The organism is Citrobacter sp. RHBSTW-01044 (genome assembly GCF_013781945.1).
GTDB classification, from domain to species: Bacteria; Pseudomonadota; Gammaproteobacteria; order Enterobacterales; family Enterobacteriaceae; genus Citrobacter; species Citrobacter braakii.
Map to the genome: position 1 here is coordinate 3,605,497 of NZ_CP056180.1, position 22,209 is coordinate 3,627,705.

At 55.1% G+C, this 22,209-nt stretch carries 20 protein-coding genes; 15 read left to right on the plus strand and 5 right to left on the minus strand.

Annotated features, from left to right (window positions below):
- Positions 1-130: 130 nt before the first annotated feature.
- Both ybbP and ybbA read right to left on the minus strand, forming a co-directional pair.
- Complete coding sequence (gene ybbP, locus HV352_RS17535; protein WP_181634940.1) at positions 131-2,545, minus strand: putative ABC transporter permease subunit YbbP; 2,415 nt, start codon at positions 2,543-2,545, stop codon at positions 131-133.
- Positions 2,542-3,228: a putative ABC transporter ATP-binding protein YbbA gene (gene ybbA, locus HV352_RS17540; RefSeq protein WP_016152113.1), complete on the minus strand. Its 687-nt coding sequence runs from the start codon at positions 3,226-3,228 to the stop codon at positions 2,542-2,544. The genes ybbP and ybbA overlap by 4 nt, the downstream gene beginning before the upstream one ends.
- Here ybbA and tesA point away from each other — a divergent pair.
- From tesA to HV352_RS17555, 3 genes are read left to right on the plus strand one after another with little or no spacing between them, the layout of a single operon-like run.
- A complete protein-coding gene (gene tesA / locus HV352_RS17545) occupies positions 3,196-3,822 on the plus strand; it encodes a multifunctional acyl-CoA thioesterase I/protease I/lysophospholipase L1 (protein ID WP_085951033.1) in 627 nt (208 codons plus the stop codon). The two genes, ybbA and tesA, sit on opposite strands and share 33 nt — an antisense overlap.
- 28 nt (positions 3,823-3,850) lie before the next feature.
- Positions 3,851-4,621, plus strand: a complete 771-nt coding sequence (locus tag HV352_RS17550) for an SDR family oxidoreductase (protein WP_019076196.1) — start codon at positions 3,851-3,853, stop codon at positions 4,619-4,621.
- 58 nt (positions 4,622-4,679) lie between these two features.
- Positions 4,680-5,534 carry a co-chaperone YbbN gene (locus HV352_RS17555; RefSeq protein ID WP_016152110.1) on the plus strand — a complete coding sequence of 285 codons (855 nt, stop codon included), beginning with the start codon at positions 4,680-4,682 and terminating at the stop codon, positions 5,532-5,534.
- Positions 5,535-5,612: 78 nt separating this feature from the next.
- Here the strand turns inward: HV352_RS17555 and fetB are convergent, their stop codons facing one another.
- Positions 5,613-6,392, minus strand: coding sequence for an iron export ABC transporter permease subunit FetB (gene fetB / locus HV352_RS17560; RefSeq protein ID WP_016155894.1), 780 nt, complete (start codon positions 6,390-6,392; stop codon positions 5,613-5,615).
- On the minus strand, positions 6,379-7,056 hold the full coding sequence (gene fetA / locus HV352_RS17565; protein WP_019076194.1) for an iron ABC transporter ATP-binding protein FetA: 678 nt from the start codon (positions 7,054-7,056) through the stop codon (positions 6,379-6,381). The genes fetB and fetA overlap by 14 nt, the downstream gene beginning before the upstream one ends.
- A 134-nt stretch (positions 7,057-7,190) precedes the next feature.
- On the opposite strand from fetA, the gene HV352_RS17570 reads away from it, so the two are divergent.
- From HV352_RS17570 to HV352_RS17585, 4 genes are read left to right on the plus strand one after another with little or no spacing between them, the layout of a single operon-like run.
- Positions 7,191-8,108, plus strand: a complete 918-nt coding sequence (locus HV352_RS17570; RefSeq protein WP_003021835.1) for an SPFH domain-containing protein — start codon at positions 7,191-7,193, stop codon at positions 8,106-8,108.
- Positions 8,105-8,563: an NfeD family protein gene (locus HV352_RS17575; RefSeq protein ID WP_016152105.1), complete on the plus strand. Its 459-nt coding sequence runs from the start codon at positions 8,105-8,107 to the stop codon at positions 8,561-8,563. The genes HV352_RS17570 and HV352_RS17575 overlap by 4 nt, the downstream gene beginning before the upstream one ends.
- A gap of 19 nt (positions 8,564-8,582) precedes the next feature.
- Positions 8,583-10,727 (plus strand): hypothetical protein, encoded by a 2,145-nt coding sequence (locus HV352_RS17580; RefSeq protein ID WP_181634941.1) that lies wholly within the window; start codon positions 8,583-8,585, stop codon positions 10,725-10,727.
- A complete protein-coding gene (locus tag HV352_RS17585; RefSeq protein ID WP_047416837.1) occupies positions 10,697-11,413 on the plus strand; it encodes a DUF3142 domain-containing protein in 717 nt (238 codons plus the stop codon). The genes HV352_RS17580 and HV352_RS17585 overlap by 31 nt, the downstream gene beginning before the upstream one ends.
- On the opposite strand, the gene cueR is transcribed toward HV352_RS17585, so the two are convergent.
- A complete protein-coding gene (gene cueR, locus HV352_RS17590) occupies positions 11,410-11,820 on the minus strand; it encodes a Cu(I)-responsive transcriptional regulator (protein ID WP_029139441.1) in 411 nt (136 codons plus the stop codon). The two genes, HV352_RS17585 and cueR, sit on opposite strands and share 4 nt — an antisense overlap.
- Positions 11,821-12,110: 290 nt before the next feature.
- Between cueR and HV352_RS17595 the strand changes: the two genes are divergently transcribed.
- The 8 genes from HV352_RS17595 to copA all read left to right on the plus strand — a co-directional run bounded on the left by HV352_RS17595 (position 12,111) and on the right by copA (position 22,027).
- The gene (locus tag HV352_RS17595; RefSeq protein ID WP_181634942.1) at positions 12,111-14,255 is read left to right on the plus strand and encodes a TonB-dependent receptor; all 2,145 of its coding nucleotides are present in this window, start codon (positions 12,111-12,113) and stop codon (positions 14,253-14,255) included.
- Positions 14,256-14,257: 2 nt separating this feature from the next.
- Positions 14,258-15,082, plus strand: coding sequence for an ABC transporter substrate-binding protein (locus HV352_RS17600; RefSeq protein ID WP_016152100.1), 825 nt, complete (start codon positions 14,258-14,260; stop codon positions 15,080-15,082).
- A gap of 18 nt (positions 15,083-15,100) precedes the next feature.
- Positions 15,101-16,447 (plus strand): heme anaerobic degradation radical SAM methyltransferase ChuW/HutW, encoded by a 1,347-nt coding sequence (gene hutW / locus HV352_RS17605; RefSeq protein ID WP_019076190.1) that lies wholly within the window; start codon positions 15,101-15,103, stop codon positions 16,445-16,447.
- A 3-nt stretch (positions 16,448-16,450) separates the two neighbouring features.
- Positions 16,451-16,945, plus strand: a complete 495-nt coding sequence (gene hutX, locus HV352_RS17610) for a heme utilization cystosolic carrier protein HutX (protein ID WP_181634943.1) — start codon at positions 16,451-16,453, stop codon at positions 16,943-16,945.
- A complete protein-coding gene (gene chuY, locus HV352_RS17615; protein WP_016152097.1) occupies positions 16,945-17,568 on the plus strand; it encodes an anaerobilin reductase in 624 nt (207 codons plus the stop codon). The genes hutX and chuY overlap by 1 nt, the downstream gene beginning before the upstream one ends.
- Positions 17,569-17,619: 51 nt before the next feature.
- Positions 17,620-18,612: an iron ABC transporter permease gene (locus HV352_RS17620; protein WP_016152096.1), complete on the plus strand. Its 993-nt coding sequence runs from the start codon at positions 17,620-17,622 to the stop codon at positions 18,610-18,612.
- Positions 18,609-19,379, plus strand: a complete 771-nt coding sequence (locus tag HV352_RS17625; protein ID WP_019076187.1) for a heme ABC transporter ATP-binding protein — start codon at positions 18,609-18,611, stop codon at positions 19,377-19,379. Before HV352_RS17620 ends, HV352_RS17625 begins: the two co-directional genes overlap by 4 nt.
- A 146-nt stretch (positions 19,380-19,525) precedes the next feature.
- Positions 19,526-22,027, plus strand: coding sequence for a copper-exporting P-type ATPase CopA (gene copA / locus HV352_RS17630; protein WP_181629062.1), 2,502 nt, complete (start codon positions 19,526-19,528; stop codon positions 22,025-22,027).
- Positions 22,028-22,209 lie beyond the last annotated feature (182 nt).

Here is a 22,209-nt window from a genome sequence, read left to right on the forward strand (position 1 = left end):
ATTAATACACTCGTGTTGTCGGGTTTTTATTGTTCTGTGCTGTTAAATATCAATGAGTTATCAATTTGTGCTACATAGATAAAAAACGCACCGATTTAAAAAACCGGTGCGTAATCATCACGAATATGAATTAACTACTGAATTGACGGAACAGCGCTTTGCCTTTTAGCAGACGTGAACCGAGCCATCCGCCGCATAACGAGAGCAACAATGCCCCACAAAGCGGCAACACGACCCACAGTCGCCAGTCTGGCTCCCACGGAAAATCAAACACTCGGGTTTGCAGCACCGCCAGTGCGGTTTCCGCACCGATGGCAGCCACCAGTCCGGCGACCATCCCGAGCATGGCGAACTCGCACCATAGCGTGGTACGCAGCAGCTTCTTACCCGCGCCCAGCGTGCGCCAGACCACCAGTTCCTGATGACGCTGACGCATTCCGACCTGGACCTGCGCCAATAGCAGCAACATACCGCAAGCGGTAACCAGTACCACCATCACCTCCAGTGCCCGGCTCACCTGCTCCAGCACCTGGCTCACCTGTTTGAGGATTGCGCCAATATCCAGCAGGCTGATAGTCGGGAATTCGCGGTTAAGCTGCGTCAGCATGCCATTGCCGTTCTCCCAGCGAAAGCTGGTTAACCAGCTTTGCGGCTGAGCGTCCAGCGCGCCGGAGGGAAAGATAAAGAAGAAGTTGGGGCGCAGGCTTTCCCAGTCCACTTTGCGCAGACTGCTGACCGTGGCGCTGAAATCCTGGGTATCGCCCATAAAGGTCACCCGATCGCCAAGCTTGACGTTCAGCCGTTTCGCCAGCCCCTCTTCCATCGAGACTTCGCCCGCTTTTGGCGGCCAGCTTCCGGCAACGATCGGGTTATGATCCGGTCGGGTATCCTGCCAGGTCAGATTAAGCTCACGGTTCAGCGCCTCATCGTGATTGCCTTCGGTCGGCTTCTCATTGATCGCCGTCAGACGCGCCCGCACAATCGGATAGAACGATTCCGGGATCACCTGATGCTCAGCCAGGAAAGCCTTGAGTGGAACCACCTGTTCGGTGGCAATGTTGATGAGAAAATAGTTCGGGCTTTCCGGCGGCATTTGCTGCTGCCAGCGGTCGAGCAGGTCGCCACGCAGTACCAGCAGCAGCGCCAGCAACATAAAGGAAAGCGAAAATGCCGACAGCTGACTGAGCGTTGACCACGGCTGGCGCAACAGCCGACTGACCGCTAAACGCAGCGGCAGCGAGGTGAGCGTCAGACCACGCAGCACGTTGAGCAGCATCCAGCCGAGCCCCCCGCACAAAAGCGCCAGCACTACCGCTCCGGCCAGCACGGCCCACAGCAGCGGACTTCCGCCCATCAGTCCGGCGAGCAGGGCAATCACGACTATCAATACCACCGGCAAATAAAACTTCAGCGGCCAGACGTTTGCCACCACGTCACGACGCAGTACCCGCAGTGGCTGAGTCGCCAGCAGCAAACGGTAAGGGCGTAACCCCACCAGCAGAGAAATGACCGTCATGGTGCCTAATGCCCATAGCCACGGCCAGGGACTGGCAGGCGGCAGTTCGCCGGGCAGTACCGGCTTAAGTAATACCACCAGCACGCGTTCAAACAACAGCCCGAATACCCCTCCGGTCACGCCAGACAGCACCAGCACCATCAGCCATTGACCAACAATTAGCCTGCGCAACTGTGCTCTGCCCGCGCCAAGGGTTTTCAGAATAGCCACCAGATCGTAACGACTGCGGCAGTAATGGCTCATCGCCACGGCAACCGCAGCGACCGCCAGCAGCAGCGTTAGCAGCGCCGACAGCAGCAGGAACTGTTGCGAACGCTCCAGTGATTTCCCCAGCGCCCCTTCATCCTGCTCCAGCCCATACCAGCGCTGTTCAGGCTTTAACTGCGGGAGCAGCCATTTTTCATAGGCTTCCAGTTGCTGCGGTGTCCCGCCAAATTTATAGCGCCAGGTCACACGGCTCCCCGGCTGGACCGCCGCCGTTTTTTTGACATCCGCCATGTTCATCATCAGGCGCGGCGCTATCTGAAACGGATTAAAACCGGCGTCCGGCTCCTGCACCACTTCCCCGGCGATGCGCAGCGTGGCATCACCCACGTCGATGGAATCACCGATTTTTAAGTTCAGCAACGCCATCAGACGCGGAGCCAGCAGCACCGAGCCAGGCTGAGGTTTCAGTCCCGGCGGATTGGTTTGCAACGTGCCATACATCGGATACACATCATCCACCGCTTTGACGTTCGCCAACTGCGGCGTATCCCGGGCAAAGGTCATAGTGGCAAAGGTCAGCTGTTCGCCCACTTTCAGGCCACGCTGTCGCGCCTCGTCAATCCACGCTTTCGGCACGGTACGCGAACTTTGTAGCGACCGATCTCCCGCCATAAACTCACGGCTTTGCTGGCTCAGCCCTTTTTCCATACGATCGCTGATATTGCCCAGAGCCAGCACGCAGGCCACGGCCAGGCTCAGCGCCAGCCAGACAATCAGTAATGAAGGCGAGCGCCATTCGCGCCAGAACCAGCGTGCAATCATGCCTCCTCCTGCAACTGTCCGTTCACCAGGCGTAAACGCCGATCGCAACGCGCCGCCAGTTGAGAATCATGGGTCACCAGAATCAGGGTGGTGCCATGTTCCCGGTTCAGAGAAAACAGCAGGTCGGCGATTTTGTCTCCGGTCTGGCGGTCCAGATTGCCCGTCGGTTCATCGGCAAACAGCACGTCAGGGCGACCGTTAAACGCCCGCGCCAGCGCCACGCGCTGCTGCTCCCCACCGGAAAGCTGGGCCGGAAGATGATCAAGACGTTTTCCAAGCCCCAGTTGCTCCAGCAACGTTTTTGCCCCGTCGCGACTTTTTCCGCTGTTTTCGCCGCGCAACAACGCGGGCAACTCGACGTTTTCCAGCGCGTTTAGGGTCGGAATTAACATGAATGACTGGAAGACAAAACCCACGTGTCGCGCCCGCAGCTGTGCCCGGGCTTCTTCATCCATGGTGTGCAGCGCCTGCCCCACCAGGCTGACTTCACCGCTGGTGCCATCGTCCAGCCCGGCGAGGATCGCCAGCAGTGTGGATTTTCCTGAACCCGACTCGCCAATCAGCGCAATGGTCTCGGCGCGTTTGACAACCAGTTCAACTCCGGTAAGGATGGATAGCTCATGATCACCCTGACCGACGGATTTCTTAAGATGATGAACTTCAACAATGTTTTCCGCTGGCATTGGCCTTTCCTGTTCCTGGTCCTGTTAACTTTCCGCGCCGCCGCAGCGGACACGTTATTAATTCTGGGTGACAGCCTGAGCGCCGGATACCGTATGTCCGCCAGCGCCGCGTGGCCTGCGCTACTTAATGATAAATGGCAAACCAAAACGCCGGTGGTGAATGCCAGTATTAGCGGCGACACCTCGCAGCAGGGTCTGGCCCGTCTGCCTGCATTACTGAAGCAGCACCAGCCGCGCTGGGTGCTGGTCGAACTTGGCGGCAACGACGGTCTGCGCGGTTTTGCGCCTGCGCAAACCGAACAAACCCTGCGCACGATTCTGCAGGATGTGAAAGCAGCAAATGCCGAACCGCTGCTGATGCAAATTCGTCTGCCGGCAAACTACGGTCGCCGTTATAATGAAAGCTTTAGCGCGATTTATCCAAAACTCGCCAAAGAGTTTGATATACCTCTGCTGCCCTTTTTTATGGAAGAGGTTTATCTGAAACCCCAGTGGATGCAGGATGATGGTATTCATCCTAACCGTGACGCCCAGCCGTTTATTGCCGACTGGATGGCGCAACATCTCACTCCTCTAGTAAATCACGACTCGTAAAACAACGGAGATCCTGACAGGTAAAGTTATGCAAAAATCGGTCTTAATAACAGGATGTTCCAGCGGAATCGGTCTGGAAAGCGCGCTTGAGCTAAAGCGCCAGGGTTTTCAAATTCTGGCAGGCTGTCGCAAACCTGACGATGTGGCGCGTATGAACAGCATGGGATTCACCGGCATATTGCTGGATCTGGATTCACCCGAGAGCGTAGATCGCGCGGCTGATGAGGTGATCGCCCTGACCGATAATCGTTTGTATGGGATCTTTAACAACGCCGGATACGGCGTCTATGGCCCACTGCCCACCATCAGCCGCGAGCAGATGGAACAGCAGTTTTCCGCCAACTTCTTTGGCGCACATCAGCTTACCATGCGCCTGTTACCCGCCATGCTACCCCACGGCGAAGGACGAATTGTGATGACCTCGTCGGTAATGGGATTGATCTCAACGCCGGGGCGCGGGGCCTATGCCGCCAGCAAATATGCGCTGGAAGCCTGGTCCGACGCGCTGCGTATGGAGCTGCGCCACAGCGGGATTAAGGTCAGCCTGATTGAGCCTGGCCCTATTCGCACCCGCTTTACCGAAAACGTCAACCAGACCCAGAGCGATGCTCCCGTGGAAAACCCCGGAATTGCCGCGCGTTTTACGCTGGGGCCACAAGCGGTTGTCGCCAAAGTGCGTCATGCGTTTGAGAGCGACAAACCAAAGCTGCGTTATCCGGTTACGCTGGTGACCTGGGCAGTTATGCTACTGAAGCGCCTGTTGCCAGGCCGCATAATGGACAAAATTTTACACGGTTGAGTTGAAGCACGCGCGTCAGCCCCCATGTAACAAGAAATCGACAAAAGAGAGTAACTCCATGTCCACACAGAATATTGTTAACATTAACGAATCGAACCTCCAGCAGACCCTTGAACAGTCGATGACCACGCCGGTCCTGTTCTATTTTTGGTCTGAGCGCAGCCAGCATTGTCTGCAATTAACGCCGGTACTGGAGAGCCTTGTTGCTCAGTACAACGGTCAGTTTATTCTCGCCAAGTTAGACTGCGACGCCGAGCAGATGATCGCCTCCCAGTTTGGTCTGCGCGCGATCCCCACGGTTTATCTGTTCCAGAACGGTCAGCCGGTAGATGGATTCCAGGGCCCGCAGCCGGAAGAGGTTATTCGCGCGCTGCTGGAGAAAGTGTTACCGAGCGAAGAAGAGTTGAAAGCGCGCCAGGCGATCGAGTTCATCGAAGCCGGCAATCACGCTGATGCGCTGCCGCTGCTGAAAGAAGCCTGGCAGATCTCCAATCAGAGCAGCGAAATTGGCCTGCTGCTGGCGGAAACGCAAATCGCCCTGAACCGTTCTGACGAAGCCGAAGCGGTACTGAAAACTATCCCGTTGCAGGATCAGGACACCCGTTATCAGGGCCTGGTGGCACAGATCGAACTGCTGAAGCAGGCGGCTGATACGCCTGAAATCCAACAGTTGCAGCAGCAGGTCGCCAGCAATCCACAGGATGCGGCGCTGGCAACTCAACTGGCCATTCAGTTACACCAGGTCGGACGTAACGAAGAATCGCTGGAATTGCTGTTCAGTCACCTGAAGAAAGATCTCACTGCAGCCGACGGTCAGGCGCGTAAAACCTTCCAGGAGATCCTTGCCGCACTGGGCACCGGCGATGCGCTGGCCTCGAAATACCGCCGCCAGCTGTACGCGCTGTTGTACTAATCCGCTGCATTTGCCTGATGGCGCTTGCGCTAATCGGGCCTACAATCTCCCCGTAGGCCCGCGCCATCCGGTACTCCATTAGTTTTTTTTCAAATGCGTCACCACCAGTTGGTGACGTGAATTATAGAACTTCCGATAGGTCAGGTAGCAGGCGATAATGGTTGACAGACTGGCAGTCGAAAGCAGCATAAACGTCACCATAATCTGATACTTAATCGCTTTTACCGGATCAATACCTGCAAAGATCAACCCGGACATCATCCCCGGTAAACTCACCAGTCCCACGGTCTTCGCTGAATCGATCGTCGGGATCAGCGAAGCGCGAATACTGTCGCGAATCAGCGGCGCGGAGGCCACTTTCGGCGTCGCACCGAGGCTGAGTTTTTCCTGAATTTGCTGCTGTTCGCTGTTAAACCGCTGCCCCAGATTGTTGTAACACAGCCCTACCGCAACCATCGCATTGCCTGCAATCATGCCGGAAATTGGGATCACCTGCATTGGGGTAAATTCGATAGAGCCTGACAGAACCAGCACCGCCAGCGTTAACCCCGCCCCCGCCGTGATGGCGATAAATGACGAGAGAAAAGCTTTATCAATATATTTACTGCGCTTTTGCGCGTTATAGGCCGCGTTGAAACAGATAAATAGCACCATCAATAAGGTCAGAATGCTGTGGTTAACGCCGAAAATATATTTCAGCACATAGCCAACGATAATAAGCTGAACCACCGCCCGGCAAACGCTCCAGAGAATATCTTTTTCCAGCGCCAGTTTTTCTTTGTTGCTGATCAGTATCGCGACCACCACCAGCATCATCGCTAACGCCAGTGATTCATTGGTAATATTATGCTCGTTCATTGCTTACTTCCTGCATTTCCCCGGCGTGCGGTTGAAGGGTTATGACATTATCCGCATGATTAATTTCATCTTTGTCGTGCGTCACCCACAACACAGCAATATTCTTATCGCGAACATAGTGGTGAATTAATTCGTTCACATTCCGTTTATTGGCTTCATCCAGCGCGCTGGTAATTTCATCAAGCAGCAGGATTTTTGGCAGAAACTGTAAATTACGAATTAACGAGACGCGTTGCTTTTCGCCGCCAGACAGCTCATTGATGTTTTTTTTGAGGATCGTTTCGGGTAGCTCAAAACGGGCCAGATCGGCAAGAAACACATCCGGATCCGGACGTTTATCGCGGATTTGCCAGGGGAAAATGAGGTTGTCGTAAACGGTGTCACCAAACAACGCGGGCGTTTGCGCACAATAAGAAACCTGCTGGCGATATGTTTCAGGCTTAAGAGTGTTTATCTCCTTGCCCTCAAAGAGAATTTCACCGGCAGTCGGGCTAATTAATGACGCCACTATCTTGAGTAACGTACTTTTACCGCAACCAGACTGGCCGGTAATCAGCTTAAATTCTCCGGCCCGGAGATTAAAACAGATGTTATTGAGAACCTGCGTCGCCCCTGCCTGCCATGCGACATTTTTTAACTGAAGCAGAATGCTGCTTTCTTCCATTACCAATCCCTTTTTTACCTCTTTCGTGCAGACAGTCTATCCCTGTAATTTATTATAGGGGAGCCCACCCTGATAAATCGGGTATAATTTGACTAATGAGGCAGTAAAGGACAACACAACAGGAGGTTTCATCAATGCTCATTTTTATTCCTATTCTCATTTTTGTCGCGCTGGTCATCGTCGGTGCTGGCGTCAAAATCGTCCCGCAGGGATATCAGTGGACGGTCGAGCGTTTTGGCCGTTACACCAAAACCCTGCAACCGGGTTTAAGCCTTGTTGTACCGTTCATGGACCGCATCGGTCGTAAGATCAACATGATGGAACAGGTGCTTGATATCCCCTCTCAGGAAGTCATCTCCAAAGACAACGCCAACGTCGCGATTGATGCCGTCTGCTTTATTCAGGTGATCGACGCGCCAAAAGCGGCTTATGAGGTCAGCAACCTGGAACTGGCGATCATCAACCTGACCATGACCAACATTCGTACCGTTCTCGGCTCGATGGAACTCGATGAAATGCTCTCCCAGCGCGACAACATTAACACGCGCCTGCTGCATATCGTTGACGAGGCCACGAATCCCTGGGGCATCAAAATCACCCGTATTGAAATCCGCGATGTGCGTCCCCCAGCAGAACTTATCGACGCCATGAACGCGCAGATGAAAGCCGAACGAACCAAGCGCGCCTATATTCTTGAAGCGGAAGGGATCCGTCAGGCAGAAATCGTCAAGGCCGAAGGTGAGAAACAGTCGAAAATCCTCAAAGCGGAAGGTGAACGCCAGTCGGCATTTTTACAGGCTGAAGCGCGTGAACGTTCCGCAGAAGCCGAGGCCCGCGCGACGCAGATGGTTTCGGAGGCAATTGCCGCCGGGGATATTCAGGCCGTGAACTACTTCGTGGCGCAGAAATACACCGAAGCGCTGCAGCACATCGGTTCGTCGAATAACAGCAAAGTGGTGATGATGCCGCTGGATGCCAGCAGCCTGATGGGGTCCATTGCCGGGATAGCCGAACTGGTGAAAGACAGCGCCAGCGAACGGAAAAAATCATGATAGCGATGATTCTGGTGCACCCGCACATCTTCTGGCTCAGCCTCGGCGGTCTGCTACTCGCCGCCGAGATGCTGGGCGGTAACGGCTATCTGCTGTGGAGCGGCGTGGCGGCGGTGATTACCGGCCTGGTGGTGTGGCTCATCCCGCTTGACTGGGCGTGGCAGGGGGCGATGTTCGCCGTACTCACCCTGCTGGCGGCCTGGCTGTGGTGGAAGTGGCTGGCAAGGCGTGTACAAGATCAGAAACCCGCCGACAGCCATCTTAACCAGCGCGGGCAGCAGTTGGTTGGCCGTCGATTTATTCTGGAAACCGCCCTGGTCAATGGCCGCGGACACATGCGCGTCGGCGACAGCTCATGGCCCGTCAGCGCCCGCGACGATTTGAGCGCCGGAACGCAGGTTGAAGTTATTGCCGTTGAGGGAATTACCCTGATTATTACAGCGGTATCACACTAAAAAGACAGGAAATAAGACTATGGTCAGGAAGACACCCCTTGCCTTTGCCCTTTGCTCATTATTGGTCGCCGCCCCGCAGGTATTCGCCTCTTTCGATATGGAAGACTGCAAATGGAGCGACGACAGCTGCCTGCTGAAAGGCACGCCCACCTTCAATCCGGAAAACGACAGCCGTGATAACCTGCTGCGGCTGCTGAGCCAGGAGAAATCATTTGCTCTGCCGGTGCAGTCGATGCCGGCGGACATCACCCGCTCCCGCGATTTCTATTTTGCGTATCATCCGCAGTGGGATGACATTGCCCCGCAGCCAGCCGCAGCGCAGGTATCTGCCGAAGACAGCCCCCTGTCCCGACAGATAGCCGAACTGAACATTAGCGCAGACGAAATAAACGTCAACGACGCTGAGCTTGAGAACCGTCATGTTTCGAACAATACCGCGAGCGTCAGCGCGTTTTTTGCCGCACTGCTGGCCGACTCAACGTTAACGGCAAATCAGCGTCAGGCCCTGGCCCAGGCGCGCACAGGACTGTTATCCGGGGCAACCCGCGAACAGATTGAGTCATCGCTTGCCACTCTCCCGGCAGATTCTCCAGCTCAGTCCTACAAAAGCTATCTGGCAGCGGCCGCCAGTTTTTATGCCGGTGATTATGCCAGCGCCGAACAGGATTTCGCTCAGCTAGCCAAAAGCGATCGTCCGTGGCTGGCTGAGACCGCGCAATACATGCTGATACGTGCGGCGTTGAACAAAAGCAGCCAGAACAGCGTGGGCGAGTACGGCGATTTTGATATCACAAAAATTAACCGCGAGGACGCTTCTCAGGCTCAGACGCTGGCGCAAGCCTATCTGCAACACTACCCGCAAGGCCTGTACGCCGCTTCCTCGCACGGTATGCTGCGTCGTATCAACTGGTATTTACAGGCGTGGCCGCAATTGGCGGGGTTGTATGAGCAGACGCTTCAGCAATCGGCTGACGCACAGCAACTGCGTGAGATCGTCATCGAATACGATAATGTCTACGGCATGGCGTTCTACGAACAGTCCGTGGTGGAGGCTTTCCCCGATGCGCCGCTTGTCAGCTATATCGAACTGCTGCGCGCGTTGCGCCTGAATAACAACAACAAACCAACGCTGACGCAGGCCCAGCTTGACGCCAGCAAACCGGTGTTTGAGCAGAGCCAAAAACTGCCGCTATGGCGCGATCTGCAGCTGAATCTGTGGCTGGCAATGGGCAACTACGCGGCGATTATTTCGGCAGTTACCCCAGCGCAGAAACTTCCGGCCCACGATACGCTGGCCTTCAGCGAACAGGTGCTGTACGGCGAAGCGCTGATGGGCCAGCAGAAATGGACCACGGCACGTGATTTCTGGCAGACATTGCTGAAGCTCAGCCAGGACAATGAACAGCAGCAGTATGTGCAGGCTAAGCTAGCCGCGACGCTGGTTTATAGCGGCGACGTGGCGGCAATTTTCGCCCCAGAAAGCGCAGTAACTAACCTGCGCTTTCGCTCGCAGGTGCTGAAAACCCAGGCCACGCCTGAACTACTGCGACAGCAAGCCGTCCACGGTCCTAATAACGAAGAGCGTACCATCGCCCTGCATACGCTGCTGGTGCGGGATCTTACTGAGCATCGCTTTGACGACTGGCTGAATGACAGAAAACTGGCCAACGCCATTACGCCGCCGGTCATTGGCGAAGCGTTTGATGACGTTAATCTGAGTATTTTCGACTGGAACGGAGACTCTGCCGAGAGCGGTTATACCTGTCGCAGCCTCAATGAAACGGTAACAGTTCTGAGCAAACAAGCGCATGATGCCCACGCCCTGAACTGCTTAGGCGAATTTTTCCGCACTACGCAAACCCACGTTGATTTATGGAAAAACAGTTCCGGCAACGATGTGCTTGAATCAGCAATCTCGCGCAAGAAACCGTTCGGCCAGTTCGACAGGCAAAGCTACTACCAGCAGGTGATCACATCGCCAAAAGCAGAGGTTGAAGATAAGAGCTTTGCGCTGTATCGCGCCATCATGTGCTATGCGCCGTCAGGCTCTAACGAGTGCGGCGGTGAGGAAGTGGATAAACTACAGCGTAAAGGCTGGTTCACCCAACTGAAAACGCAGTATCCGGGAAGTCCGTGGGCGCAAAAACTCAAATACTACTGGTAACTGCGCTGCTACTCGGCCAGGCACAGGCGGCGGAAATCGTCGCCGCCCGTGAACATCCGGCCTTCTGGCTATGGTCCGGAGTGAAGGCCAGTGACGAGCTGAAAAACGCACAAACAGTCTATCTGCATCAGGGCGAAGTCCTGGTTCGTTCAGGTAACGTGGTGTTCCAGCGTCTAGGACTGCCGGTTAATCGCCTGACTTTCCCCTCTATCTGGTTGACCGTGCGCTTTACCACACTCGACGTACCGGAGGAGATCCCGGCGCGCATCATACGCTTGATGCAACGCTGGCAGGCGGCCGGAAATCACGTCATCGGCCTGCAGGTTGATTTTGACGCGGCGACCCATCAGCTTGCCGATTACGCCCACTTTCTGCAGCAGTTACGCCAACGGCTACCGACCGAGTTTGCACTTGGCGTAACCGGACTACTGGATTGGGCAAAAACGGGCGACGTCGCCACGCTGAACGCGCTGGCGGTCGATGAACTGGTGGTCCAGAGCTATCAGGGACGTCACACGGTACCGAATTATCAGGCGTATCTGCCCGCCCTCAGTCGTCTGCGCATTCCATTTAAGCTGGGGCTGGTACAAAACGGTAGCCGGGACCCGCAGGCTGAAGCGCAGCTTGAGAAATCACCGTGGTACCGCGGCACTGTGGTGTTTATGCTTAATCCGCCACCCCGTTAAGCCTTCGCTTTATGGTGGCAGCAGCCGGAGAGATTATCAATAATCGGGCATTCAGCGCTGTCATCGCCAGGGCAACTCTCCGCCAGCGCCAACAAATGCAAGCGCATAGCCTGCAGCTCGCTGATATGGCGCTCAATGTCCGCCACCTTTTCTAACGTACGCTTTTTCACATCTGCGCTGTGACGTGCCGGATCGTTAAACAGGTTCACCAACTCGCCGCACTCTTCCAGGTTAAAACCAACCTGTCGTGCCTGTCGTAACAGCGTAAGCTCATTCAGATGCTGTTGGTTGTATGTGCGATAGCCATTTTCGCTACGCAGCGGCGGCGTCACTAACCCCTTTTCTTCATAAAAGCGTATCGCTTTGCTGGTTAAACCGGTTTTTTTCGCAACATCGCTAATATTCACATTTCCCCCGCTGATCTTGTTGGTACTGAGCCACATTATAGCCCACATTGCCGTAATCCTTTACCCAAGAACCCCGCGCATTTTCCACCATCACAGCGATGCACAAATCCTTTTAATTCACATTGTTATATCCGATTCAGATCACATTTCAGCATTTATTGACCACGCAAAATTGACTCAAATCAAAAGATGTATCGGTTCTGCACCTTTCATCTTGAACAAAGGGAAACAATTTTATATACAAACGCGAATGATAATGATGATCATTTACATTCAATAAAGGTTCTCTTATGTTGCCACGGATTAATCAAAGGCCATTTATTCTTTCAGCCCTGACATTATGCATGTCAGGCGCTACTTTTGCAGCGACCTCTCCAACACACGGTTCAACGTCCGACGAAGATACGGTGATCGTTACGGCTAACCGCACAGAAAGTAGTCTCTGGGATAGCCCGGCAACCATTCAGGTTATCGATCGCCAGACGCTACAAAACTCCACCAGCGTTTCTCTTGCTGATGATTTACAAGATATCCCCGGCGTCGAAGTTACCGATAACGCTCTCGCAGGTCGGAAACAAATTCGTATCCGTGGCGAAGCTTCTTCGCGGGTGCTGATTTTGATAGACGGCCAGGTCGTCAGCTACCAACGTGCCGGACAAAACTACGGAGCCGGTTTACTGATTGACGAATCCGCGCTGGAACGCATTGAAGTGGTCAAAGGCCCTTATTCTGTCCTCTACGGTTCGCAGGCAATTGGCGGCGTCGTGAACTTTATTACCAAAAAAGGCGGCGATAAGCCTCTGGGTGGTAGCGTTAAGGCTGTTTATAACTCCGCAACGGCAGGATGGGAAGAGTCAGCGGCAGCCTGGGGAAGCATCGGTAACTTTGACTACCGTATCAATGGCAGCTATTCCGACCAGGGGGATCGCGATACACCTGACGGAAGATTGCCCGACACCAACTTCCGTAATAACGGCCAGGGAGTGTGGCTTGGTTACAACCTCGATCGCCACAAAATTGGACTCTCACTCGACCGTTATAAGCTATCCACTCAAACCTGGTTTGACGATCCCGAAGGTCAGTTCGACGACTTTAGCGTCAAAATTCCTAAGCTGGAACGCGAGAAAATCGGTCTTTTCTACGACTACGCGGCCGACGGGGATTACCTGAAGAATATCCATTTTGACGCATATACCCAGACAATAGAGCGCAAATTTGAAAACCGGGTCAAAACGACCCAGATTATCCCCAGCCCGATGATTAAAGCGCTGACGGTAAGCAATCAAACCAATACCAACGACAAACAACATACCCAGGGTGTAACGCTGCAGGGCAATATCTCCCTTCCGGCTAACAACACGCTGGTGATTGGCACTCAGTATCAGCATGACAAAATAAAACAGGACACGGACGGCAGTACGCGCCAGACCGCGGCTACCGGCTTCTTCGATACGCAAACCCGTACCCTGTCATATAACGAAGCGGAACAAAGCAACACCTCACTGTTCGCGCAAAACGACTGGCGCTTTGCTGATGACTGGACGTGGACCGTGGGCGCACGCCAGTACTGGCTGTCTTCGAAACTCAATCGCAACGATACGCAAACCATCCAAAGCAGCGGCACCACTTGGCAATCCACCGGGGGAAATTCCGTTCACGATGATGAACTGGTGACCTCGACCAGCCTGCGCTATTCCGGCTTTGAAGATCTTGAACTCCGGGCTGCATACGCCCAGGGCTATGTCTTCCCCACGCTTACTCAGTTGTTCATGCAGACATCCGCCGGCGGCAGCGTTACCTACGGCAACCCAAACCTGAAGGCTGAACACTCGAATAACTATGAGTTGGGCGCGCGGTATAAAGGGAATATGTGGCTGATTGACGGTGCTATTTATTACTCCGAAGCCAAAGACTATATCGCCAGTCTGGCCTGTTCAGGCCAACCCGTTTGCAACGGCAACACCACCTCTTCCCGCGGCGGCTATTACTACTACGACAACATCGATCGTGCCAAAACCTGGGGCATGGAATTAACCGCAGAATACAACGGCTGGGCGGTTTCACCCTACCTGAGCGGTAATCTCATTCGCCGTCAATACGAAGGCAACACCATAAAAACCTGGGATACCGGCGAACCCACGCTGACCGGGCGCGTTGGCCTGAAACATACCTGGTTGATGAATGTCGCTAACGTGACGTCCGATGTCTTTATTCGCGCGGCGTCCCGCGCCAAAGATAATACCGGCACCACGGAAATAAACTATCCAGGCTGGGCCACGCTTAACCTCGCATTCAACACCGAGTTTGGTCCGCAGGACCAGTATCAGGTCAACCTCGCGCTCAACAACCTGACCGACAAGCGTTACAGAACCGCGCATGAATCTATCCCAGACGCTGGTTTCAATGCCGCTGTTGGCTTTGCGTGGAATTTCTGACGATGAAAAAACTCATGATTGGCTTACTGAGCCTCGCCTGTGTTTTCAGCGCCCAGTCCGCTGACCGCCTGGTGGTGGCGGGCGGTTCGCTTAGCGAACTGATTTACGCCATGGGCGTCGGCAACCGGGTGGTTGGCGTCGATGAAACCACCTCGTACCCACCTGAAACTGCCGCACTCCCGCATATCGGCTACTGGAAGCAGTTAAGCAGCGAGGGCATTTTATCGCTGCACCCGGACAGCTTTATCACCTGGCAGGATGCAGGCCCTCAAATCGTTTTGGATCAGCTCCGGGCGCAGAAAGTTAACGTCGTTACATTGCCGCGCGTACCGGCCACCGTCGAGCAAATGTACGCCAACATTCGGGAGCTGGCTCAAACGCTGCGCATTCCTGAACAAGGTGAAGCGCTGGTCAATCGCCTGCATCAACGTCTGGATCGTGTTCAGCACAGCGTGGCGGCGAAAAATGCGCCGGTCAAAGCCATGTTCATTCTCTCCGCTGGCGGCAGCGCGCCGCAGGTCGCCGGCAAGGGCAGCGTTGCCGATGCCATTATGACCCTTGCAGGCGCACAAAATGTCGCCACCCACGCGCAGTATAAAAGTTACAGCGCGGAGTCGCTGATCGCCGCCAACCCGGAGGTGATCGTGGTGACGTCGCAAATGGTGGATGGCGATCTGGCTCGTCTGAGCGCGATTGCCGGTATTACCCACACTGCGGCCTGGAAAAATCAGCGCATTGTGGCGGTAGACCAGGCGCTGATTCTGGGTATGGGGCCTCGCGTCGCCGATGCGGTTGAAGCCCTGCACCAGCAATTCTGGCCTCACTAACTGGATTTATAAAAAAGAATGAAAACTGAACACTCGCTGGATCTCACCGCGCATTTTGCGCTTGAGGGAAGTCAGCCCTTTAAGGATCGCCGCGCCACAATGCCATGGCGCGGGGCGATCCCGATTGCCAAAGAGCTATTGTCACAAACCTGGCAGGATGTTATCAGCCAGCCTACCCCGCCGCGTAAACGGCTGGTGTACTTGCATATCCCTTTTTGTGCAACGCATTGTACTTTCTGTGGTTTTTATCAAAACCGGTTCGAAGAAGATCACTGCGCCCGCTACACCAACGCGCTGTTGCGCGAAATCGAGATGGAAGCCGATAGCGCATTACATCAGTCAGCCCCAATTCACGCCGTCTATTTTGGCGGCGGTACGCCTTCAGCGCTGTCAGCACGGGATCTGGGCAGAATCATCACCGCGCTGCGTGAAAAGTTACCGCTGGCACCGGACTGCGAAATTACCATTGAGGGACGAGTGCTCAATTTTGACGATGCGCGAATTGATGCCTGCCTTGACGCTGGCGCCAATCGGTTTTCGATCGGTATTCAATCTTTTAACAGCCGGATCCGCAAGAAAATGGCGCGCACCTCAGACGGCCCGACCGCAATTGCCTTTATGCAGGGGCTGGTAAAACGGGATCGTGCCGCCGTGGTATGCGATCTGTTGTTTGGTCTGCCAGGACAAGATGCAAAACTGTGGGGCGACGATCTGGCGATTGCCCGTGACATCGGCCTCGACGGCGTAGATCTTTATGCGCTGAACCTGATCCCCAATACACCGCTTGGCAAAGCAGTTGAAACCGGGCGCACAACCGTTCCCTCTCCCGCCGAACGTCGCGATCTCTATCTTCAGGGTTGCGATTTCATGGACAGCGCAGGCTGGCGCTGCATCAGCAACAGCCACTGGGCGCGTACCACGCGTGAACGCAATCTGTACAACCTGCTGATTAAACAGGGAGCGGACTGTCTGGCATTCGGCTCAGGCGCCGGGGGATCAGTCAATGGCTATTCCTGGATGGTCGAGCGCAATCTGACAACATGGCATGAATCTATCGCCGCCGGGAAAAAACCGCTAATGATGATGATGCGTACCGCCGAGCGTGGTTTCCAGTGGCGACACACTCTCCAGGCGGGCATTGAAACGGCCCGCGTTCCGCTGGATGAACTGACGCCTCATGCACAAAAACTGACCCCGCTACTGACCCAATGGCATCACGCAGGACTGACGCGAGATGCCAGCACCTGTGTGCGCCTGACCAATGAAGGGCGTTTTTGGGCGAGCAATATTTTGCAGTCTCTTGATGAACTTATTCAGGCACTTAACGCGCCGCGCATTGCGGTAGAACAACCATACCAGGAGTGAATTATGAGCCATGTCTCTTTACAGGATTTTTTGAAAACTGAACCGGACGGTACGCTGGAAGCTATCGCTGCCCAGTACAACACCACGCTGCTGGAGGTGGTGAAAAACCTCCCCTCCCCGACGCTGGTTTCCGGCGATCAATTTGATACCGTCTGGGAAACCGTCAGCGAATGGGGCAAAGTCACCACCCTGGTCCATACTGCTGATGTCATTCTGGAATTCACCGGTGAATTACCTTCCGGATTCCACCGTCATGGCTACTTCAACCTGCGCGGCAAAAAAGGCATGACCGGTCATATCAAGGCAGAAAACTGTACGCATATTGCCCTGATTGAACGCAAATTTATGGGAATGGACACCGCGTCCATTCTCTTCTTTAACCAGGCGGGTAGCGCAATGTTCAAAATTTTCCTCGGTCGGGATGAACATCGACAGCTACTGGCCGAACAGGTCAGCGCCTTTCACGCGTTGTCTTCATCTTTAAGGGAACATGCCTGATGGCTCCATGGCTCATTTTTGGTGCGGGTGGTAGCGGCGTCGGCGCGAAAACGCTTGAACTCGCACTGGCGGAACAACGTCCGGTGATTGCCGTCGTTCGCAACGCACAGGTCGCTGCTGGGTTGCAGGAAAAAGGTGTGCAGGTCTTCATCGGCGACGCCTGCGATAGTCAGGTCACCGCCTGTGCCTGTCGCGCAGCGGGTCAACATGCCACGGTGATCTCCTCCATGGGCGGCGCCCAGGATTATCTGGCGCACAGAACCGTCATTGATGAAGCAGAAAAAGCGGAGATCAAGCGCATGATTCTGGTGACCTCACTCGGCTGCGGTGACAGTTGGCCTTTTCTTTCTTCACGCGCAAAGGCCGCATTTGGTCAGGCTGTACGGGAAAAATCGTTGGCTGAAAGCTGGCTACAAACCAGTCGACTGGACTACGCCATTCTCCGCCCCGGCGGTTTGCTGAACGGTGCAGCCACCGGCCAGGCGCAACGAATACAGGCTCAGGAGTGTCACGGCTTTGTAATGCGTGCAGATGTTGCGAAGCATATTCACGAACTGGCCACTGCGCCGGCACTCAATAACCAGATTTACAGTTTGGTTGAGCCGGGACTGAAACCCGCGTAAACCCCTCACGGCGCGGGAACTCCGCGCCGCAAAGACGTTATGGAGCGTTACGTGCTTAAGGACTCGCTTTCTTCCGTCAGCATCCTGACGGGTCTTTCTCTTTTGCTGGTTGCTCTGATGCTCTTCGGTGCCAGCCAGGGAGCGCTGAACATTAGCTTCAGCGCCCTGTTCAACGACGAATATCGTGATATCTGGTTAAACATCCGCTTGCCTCGCGTGCTGCTGGCCGTTCTGGTCGGTGCTGCGCTGGCGACGGCTGGGGTCATCATGCAGGGACTTTTTCGCAATCCGATGGCCGATCCTGGCCTGCTTGGCGTCAGCAGCGGCTCCGCGCTGATGGTCGGCATCGCGATAGTTATCCCATTTTCGTTCCCCGTGGTGCTGGTGCTGTATGAGCAGATGATTTTTGCCGTCGCTGGCAGCATGGTGGTCTGCACGATTATTTTCCTGATAAGCCAGCGTCATAACCACGGTGGAATGATGCAACTGCTGTTAGCCGGTATCGCTATCAATGCCCTGTGCGGTTCGGCTATTGGCGTACTGAGCTATGTGGGCGACGAGCAGCAGCTACGTCAACTTACATTGTGGATGATGGGAAATCTCGGCCAGGCCCAATGGCCAACGCTGTTGGTTGCCAGCACGTTTGTTCTTCCAGCCATTGTTGTAACCATCTGCATGGCGGGAACGCTTAATTTACTGCAGTTGGGTGATGAAGAGGCGCATTACCTCGGCGTAAACGTCAAACGTAAGCGGCAGCAGTTGCTGTTGCTCAGTTCGCTCCTGGTTGGCGCTGCGGTTTCCGTCAGCGGCGTAATTGGTTTTATTGGCCTGGTGATCCCACATCTGATCAGAATGACGACCGGTGCCGATCATCGCTGGTTGATTCCCTGCTCTACGCTGGCCGGTGCCTGTTTACTTCTGATTGCCGACACGTTGGCCCGCACACTTGTTCAGCCAGCCGAAATGCCCGTTGGCCTGTTAACCAGCCTGATCGGTGGACCGTATTTCCTGTGGTTAATACTGCGTAGCCGGAGGGTGTCATGATCGTCGCTGAAAATCTGGTCTACCACATTCAGGGAAGACGACTGACCGACGACGTTTCCCTGACGCTACCTGATGGAGAGATCATCGCGATTCTTGGCCCGAACGGAGCCGGGAAATCGACGCTGCTACGTCAGCTTACGGGATATCTGCAGCCCCACAGTGGGCGTTGTAGCATGTTTGGCAAGCCGCTGGACAAGTGGTCAATCACCGAACTGGCAAAAACCCGTGCCGTGATGCGCCAGAATAGTCATATGGCCTTCCCGTTTAGCGTTCAGGAGGTCATTCGCATGGGCAGACATCCGTATCGTACGCGCAACACGGGCGATGAAACGGAGTACATCATGGCATTGTGTGATTGCCAGGCGCTGGCCGCACGCGATTACCGGCATCTCTCGGGAGGAGAACAACAGCGGGTACAACTGGCGCGCCTGCTGGTTCAGCTTTGGGAGCCCGAGCCTGGGCCGAAATGGTTGTTTCTTGATGAACCCACCTCCGCGCTGGATATTCACCACCAGCAGCACCTTTTTCGTCTGCTACGTCGTCTGGTGCGTGAACGGCAGTTTAACGTCTGCTGCGTCCTGCACGATCTCAACCTCGCGGCGCGCTATGCCGACCGTGTGGTATTGATGGAACGCGGCAGGATAGTTGATAACGGATATCCGCAGGATGTCCTGAAGCAACGGTCGCTGAACGCGCTGTACGGTGCCGATCTCACGGTCATAAATGAACCGGAGCATCGAACGCCGATTATCGTCCTCAATCAATAACAGACCGGGAACCCCTGACGTGGCGTTCCCGTTTTTCTCCCTTTACACCCTTTTTTCACCTTTTCTAAAAACGCCCTTGACCTTCCCCTTGCTGGAAGGTTTAACCTTTATCACAGTCAGTTAATCCTGCAAAAAAGGAGTTGGTTATGTCTCAAACAATCGATCTAACCCTGGACGGCCTGTCCTGTGGTCACTGCGTAAAACGCGTTAAAGAAAGTCTGGAACAACGTCCGGACGTTGAGCAAGCGGATGTCACCGTGACAGAAGCGCATGTTACCGGGAGCGCCAGCGCAGAAGCGCTGATTGAAACCATTAAACAAGCCGGTTACGGCGCGGAGTTAAGCCACCCAAAGGCTAAACCGCTGACGGAGTCATCAATCCCGTCGGAAGCACTGGCAGCGGTCCCTTCCGAGCTTCCGGCAGCTACGGCTGATGATGACAGCCAACAGTTGCTGTTAAACGGCATGAGCTGCGCCAGTTGTGTGACCCGCGTACAAAATGCATTGCAAAGTGTACCGGGCGTCACGCAGGCACGGGTAAACCTGGCGGAACGCACTGCGCTGGTAATGGGCAGTGCCTCCGCCGCAGATTTAGTACAGGCGGTTGAAAAAGCGGGCTACGGCGCAGAAGCGATTGAAGATGATGCTAAGCGTCGCGAACGTCAGCAAGAAACCGCCGTGGCAACCATGAAACGTTTTCGCTGGCAGGCAGCCGTCGCGCTGCTCCTGGGTATCCCGGTGATGGTATGGGGCATGATTGGCGACAACATGATGGTGAGCGACGACAACCGCAGCCTGTGGCTGATGATTGGTCTGGCAACGCTTGCCGTGATGGTTTTCGCGGGCGGTCACTTTTACCGCAATGCGTGGAAAAGCCTGATGAACGGCACCGCGACCATGGATACGCTGGTGGCGCTGGGTACGGGGGTGGCATGGCTCTATTCCATGAGCGTCAACCTCTGGCCACAATGGTTCCCGATGGAAGCGCGACACCTCTATTATGAAGCCAGTGCCATGATTATCGGTCTGATTAACCTCGGACACATGCTGGAAGCGCGGGCTCGCCAACGCTCGTCTAAAGCACTGGAAAAACTGCTCGATCTGACACCGCCGACCGCACGCGTCGTCACTGACGAAGGTGAAAAGAACGTGCCGCTGGCAGAGGTGCAGGCTGGAATGTTGCTGCGCCTGACCACCGGTGACCGCGTTCCGGTTGATGGCGAAATCACTCAGGGTGAAGCCTGGCTGGATGAGGCCATGCTGACCGGTGAGCCGATTCCACAGCAAAAAGGTGCAGGCGATAGCGTCCACGCCGGTACGGTCGTACAGGACGGTAGCGTGCTGTTCCGCGCCAGCGCTGTTGGCAGTCACACCACGCTGTCGCGCATTATTCGTATGGTGCGCCAGGCGCAAAGCAGCAAACCGGAAATTGGCAAACTGGCCGACCGCATCTCCTCGGTGTTCGTTCCGGTCGTGGTCGCCATTGCGCTGGTCAGTGCGGCTATCTGGTATTTCTTTGGACCGGCGCCGCAGATTGTCTATACGCTGGTAATCGCCACCACCGTCCTGATTATTGCCTGCCCTTGTGCGCTGGGTCTGGCAACGCCGATGTCGATTATTTCCGGAGTCGGGCGTGCCGCTGAATTTGGGGTGCTGGTACGTGATGCCGATGCGCTACAGCGCGCCAGCACGCTCGATACCATCGTGTTTGATAAAACCGGGACGCTAACTGAAGGCAAACCACAGGTTGTCGCCATCAAAACGTTTGCCAATACCGACGAAGCACTGGCAATTCGTCTGGCAGCGGCCCTTGAACAGGGTTCCAGCCACCCGTTAGCCAGGGCGATTCTGGACAAAGCAGGTGATGTCACGCTGCCGCAGGTCAACGGTTTCCGTACGCTGCGCGGTTTAGGCGTCAGTGGCGAAACGGAAGGTCACACGCTGCTGCTGGGAAACCAGGCGCTGCTCAATGAACAGCAGGTAGATACCACTGAAATGGAGGCTGAAATCACCGCTCAGGCTTCCCAAGGCTCAACCCCGGTACTGTTAGCGATTGACGGTAAAGCAGCAGCGCTGTTAGCGGTACGTGATCCTCTGCGTAGCGACAGCGTGGCAGCACTCCAGCGTCTGCACCGCGCCGGGTATCGTCTGGTGATGCTCACCGGCGACAACCCAACGACCGCCAACGCCATTGCCAAAGAGGCGGGTATTGATGAGGTGATTGCTGGCGTTCTGCCGGACGGTAAAGCCGAGGCGATTAAACGTCTGCAGAGCCAGGGGCGTCAGGTTGCCATGGTCGGTGACGGTATCAACGATGCGCCTGCGCTGGCTCAGGCTGACGTAGGGATTGCCATGGGTGGCGGCAGCGATGTGGCGATTGAAACCGCCGCGATTACGCTGATGCGCCATAGCCTGATGGGCGTTGCCGATGCGCTGTCTATCTCCCGGGCAACGCTGCGCAATATGAAGCAGAACCTGCTCGGCGCGTTTATCTATAACAGCATCGGTATCCCCGTTGCCGCCGGGATTTTGTGGCCGTTCACCGGAACACTGCTCAACCCGGTCGTTGCCGGGGCGGCGATGGCGCTCTCCTCCATTACCGTGGTGAGCAACGCTAATCGACTGCTGCGCTTCAAACCTAAAGAGTAAGCCTTTACCGGATGGCGCTCTGAACGGAGCCCCAAATCATTCGCATTGCCTCAAAGCTGCAAGTATAAAAACCCCAGGAGCATAGCCAACTATGTGACTGGGGTTTTTGCTCGCTGCCAATAAAGAGGCGGAGGGAATGATGAAGTGTATTTGCACCTTCCAGGACCACGCGCTAGCATGGA

What these genes read in the sequence shown, in the direction of transcription:
- tesA (WP_085951033.1), top strand. Translation starts at nt 3,196, where the DNA reads ATGATGAACTTCAACAATGTTTTCCGCTGGCATTGGCCTTTCCTGTTC.
- HV352_RS17550 (WP_019076196.1), top strand. Translation starts at nt 3,851, where the DNA reads ATGCAAAAATCGGTCTTAATAACAGGATGTTCCAGCGGAATCGGTCTG.
- HV352_RS17600 (WP_016152100.1), top strand. Translation starts at nt 14,258, where the DNA reads ATGAAAAAACTCATGATTGGCTTACTGAGCCTCGCCTGTGTTTTCAGC.
- fetA (WP_019076194.1), bottom strand. Translation starts at nt 7,056, where the DNA reads ATGGAAGAAAGCAGCATTCTGCTTCAGTTAAAAAATGTCGCATGGCAG.
- HV352_RS17595 (WP_181634942.1), top strand. Translation starts at nt 12,111, where the DNA reads ATGTTGCCACGGATTAATCAAAGGCCATTTATTCTTTCAGCCCTGACA.
- HV352_RS17570 (WP_003021835.1), top strand. Translation starts at nt 7,191, where the DNA reads ATGCTCATTTTTATTCCTATTCTCATTTTTGTCGCGCTGGTCATCGTC.
- copA (WP_181629062.1), top strand. Translation starts at nt 19,526, where the DNA reads ATGTCTCAAACAATCGATCTAACCCTGGACGGCCTGTCCTGTGGTCAC.
- ybbP (WP_181634940.1), bottom strand. Translation starts at nt 2,545, where the DNA reads ATGATTGCACGCTGGTTCTGGCGCGAATGGCGCTCGCCTTCATTACTG.
- hutW (WP_019076190.1), top strand. Translation starts at nt 15,101, where the DNA reads ATGAAAACTGAACACTCGCTGGATCTCACCGCGCATTTTGCGCTTGAG.
- ybbA (WP_016152113.1), bottom strand. Translation starts at nt 3,228, where the DNA reads ATGCCAGCGGAAAACATTGTTGAAGTTCATCATCTTAAGAAATCCGTC.
- HV352_RS17575 (WP_016152105.1), top strand. Translation starts at nt 8,105, where the DNA reads ATGATAGCGATGATTCTGGTGCACCCGCACATCTTCTGGCTCAGCCTC.
- HV352_RS17580 (WP_181634941.1), top strand. Translation starts at nt 8,583, where the DNA reads ATGGTCAGGAAGACACCCCTTGCCTTTGCCCTTTGCTCATTATTGGTC.
- HV352_RS17555 (WP_016152110.1), top strand. Translation starts at nt 4,680, where the DNA reads ATGTCCACACAGAATATTGTTAACATTAACGAATCGAACCTCCAGCAG.
- HV352_RS17625 (WP_019076187.1), top strand. Translation starts at nt 18,609, where the DNA reads ATGATCGTCGCTGAAAATCTGGTCTACCACATTCAGGGAAGACGACTG.
- hutX (WP_181634943.1), top strand. Translation starts at nt 16,451, where the DNA reads ATGAGCCATGTCTCTTTACAGGATTTTTTGAAAACTGAACCGGACGGT.
- fetB (WP_016155894.1), bottom strand. Translation starts at nt 6,392, where the DNA reads ATGAACGAGCATAATATTACCAATGAATCACTGGCGTTAGCGATGATG.
- chuY (WP_016152097.1), top strand. Translation starts at nt 16,945, where the DNA reads ATGGCTCCATGGCTCATTTTTGGTGCGGGTGGTAGCGGCGTCGGCGCG.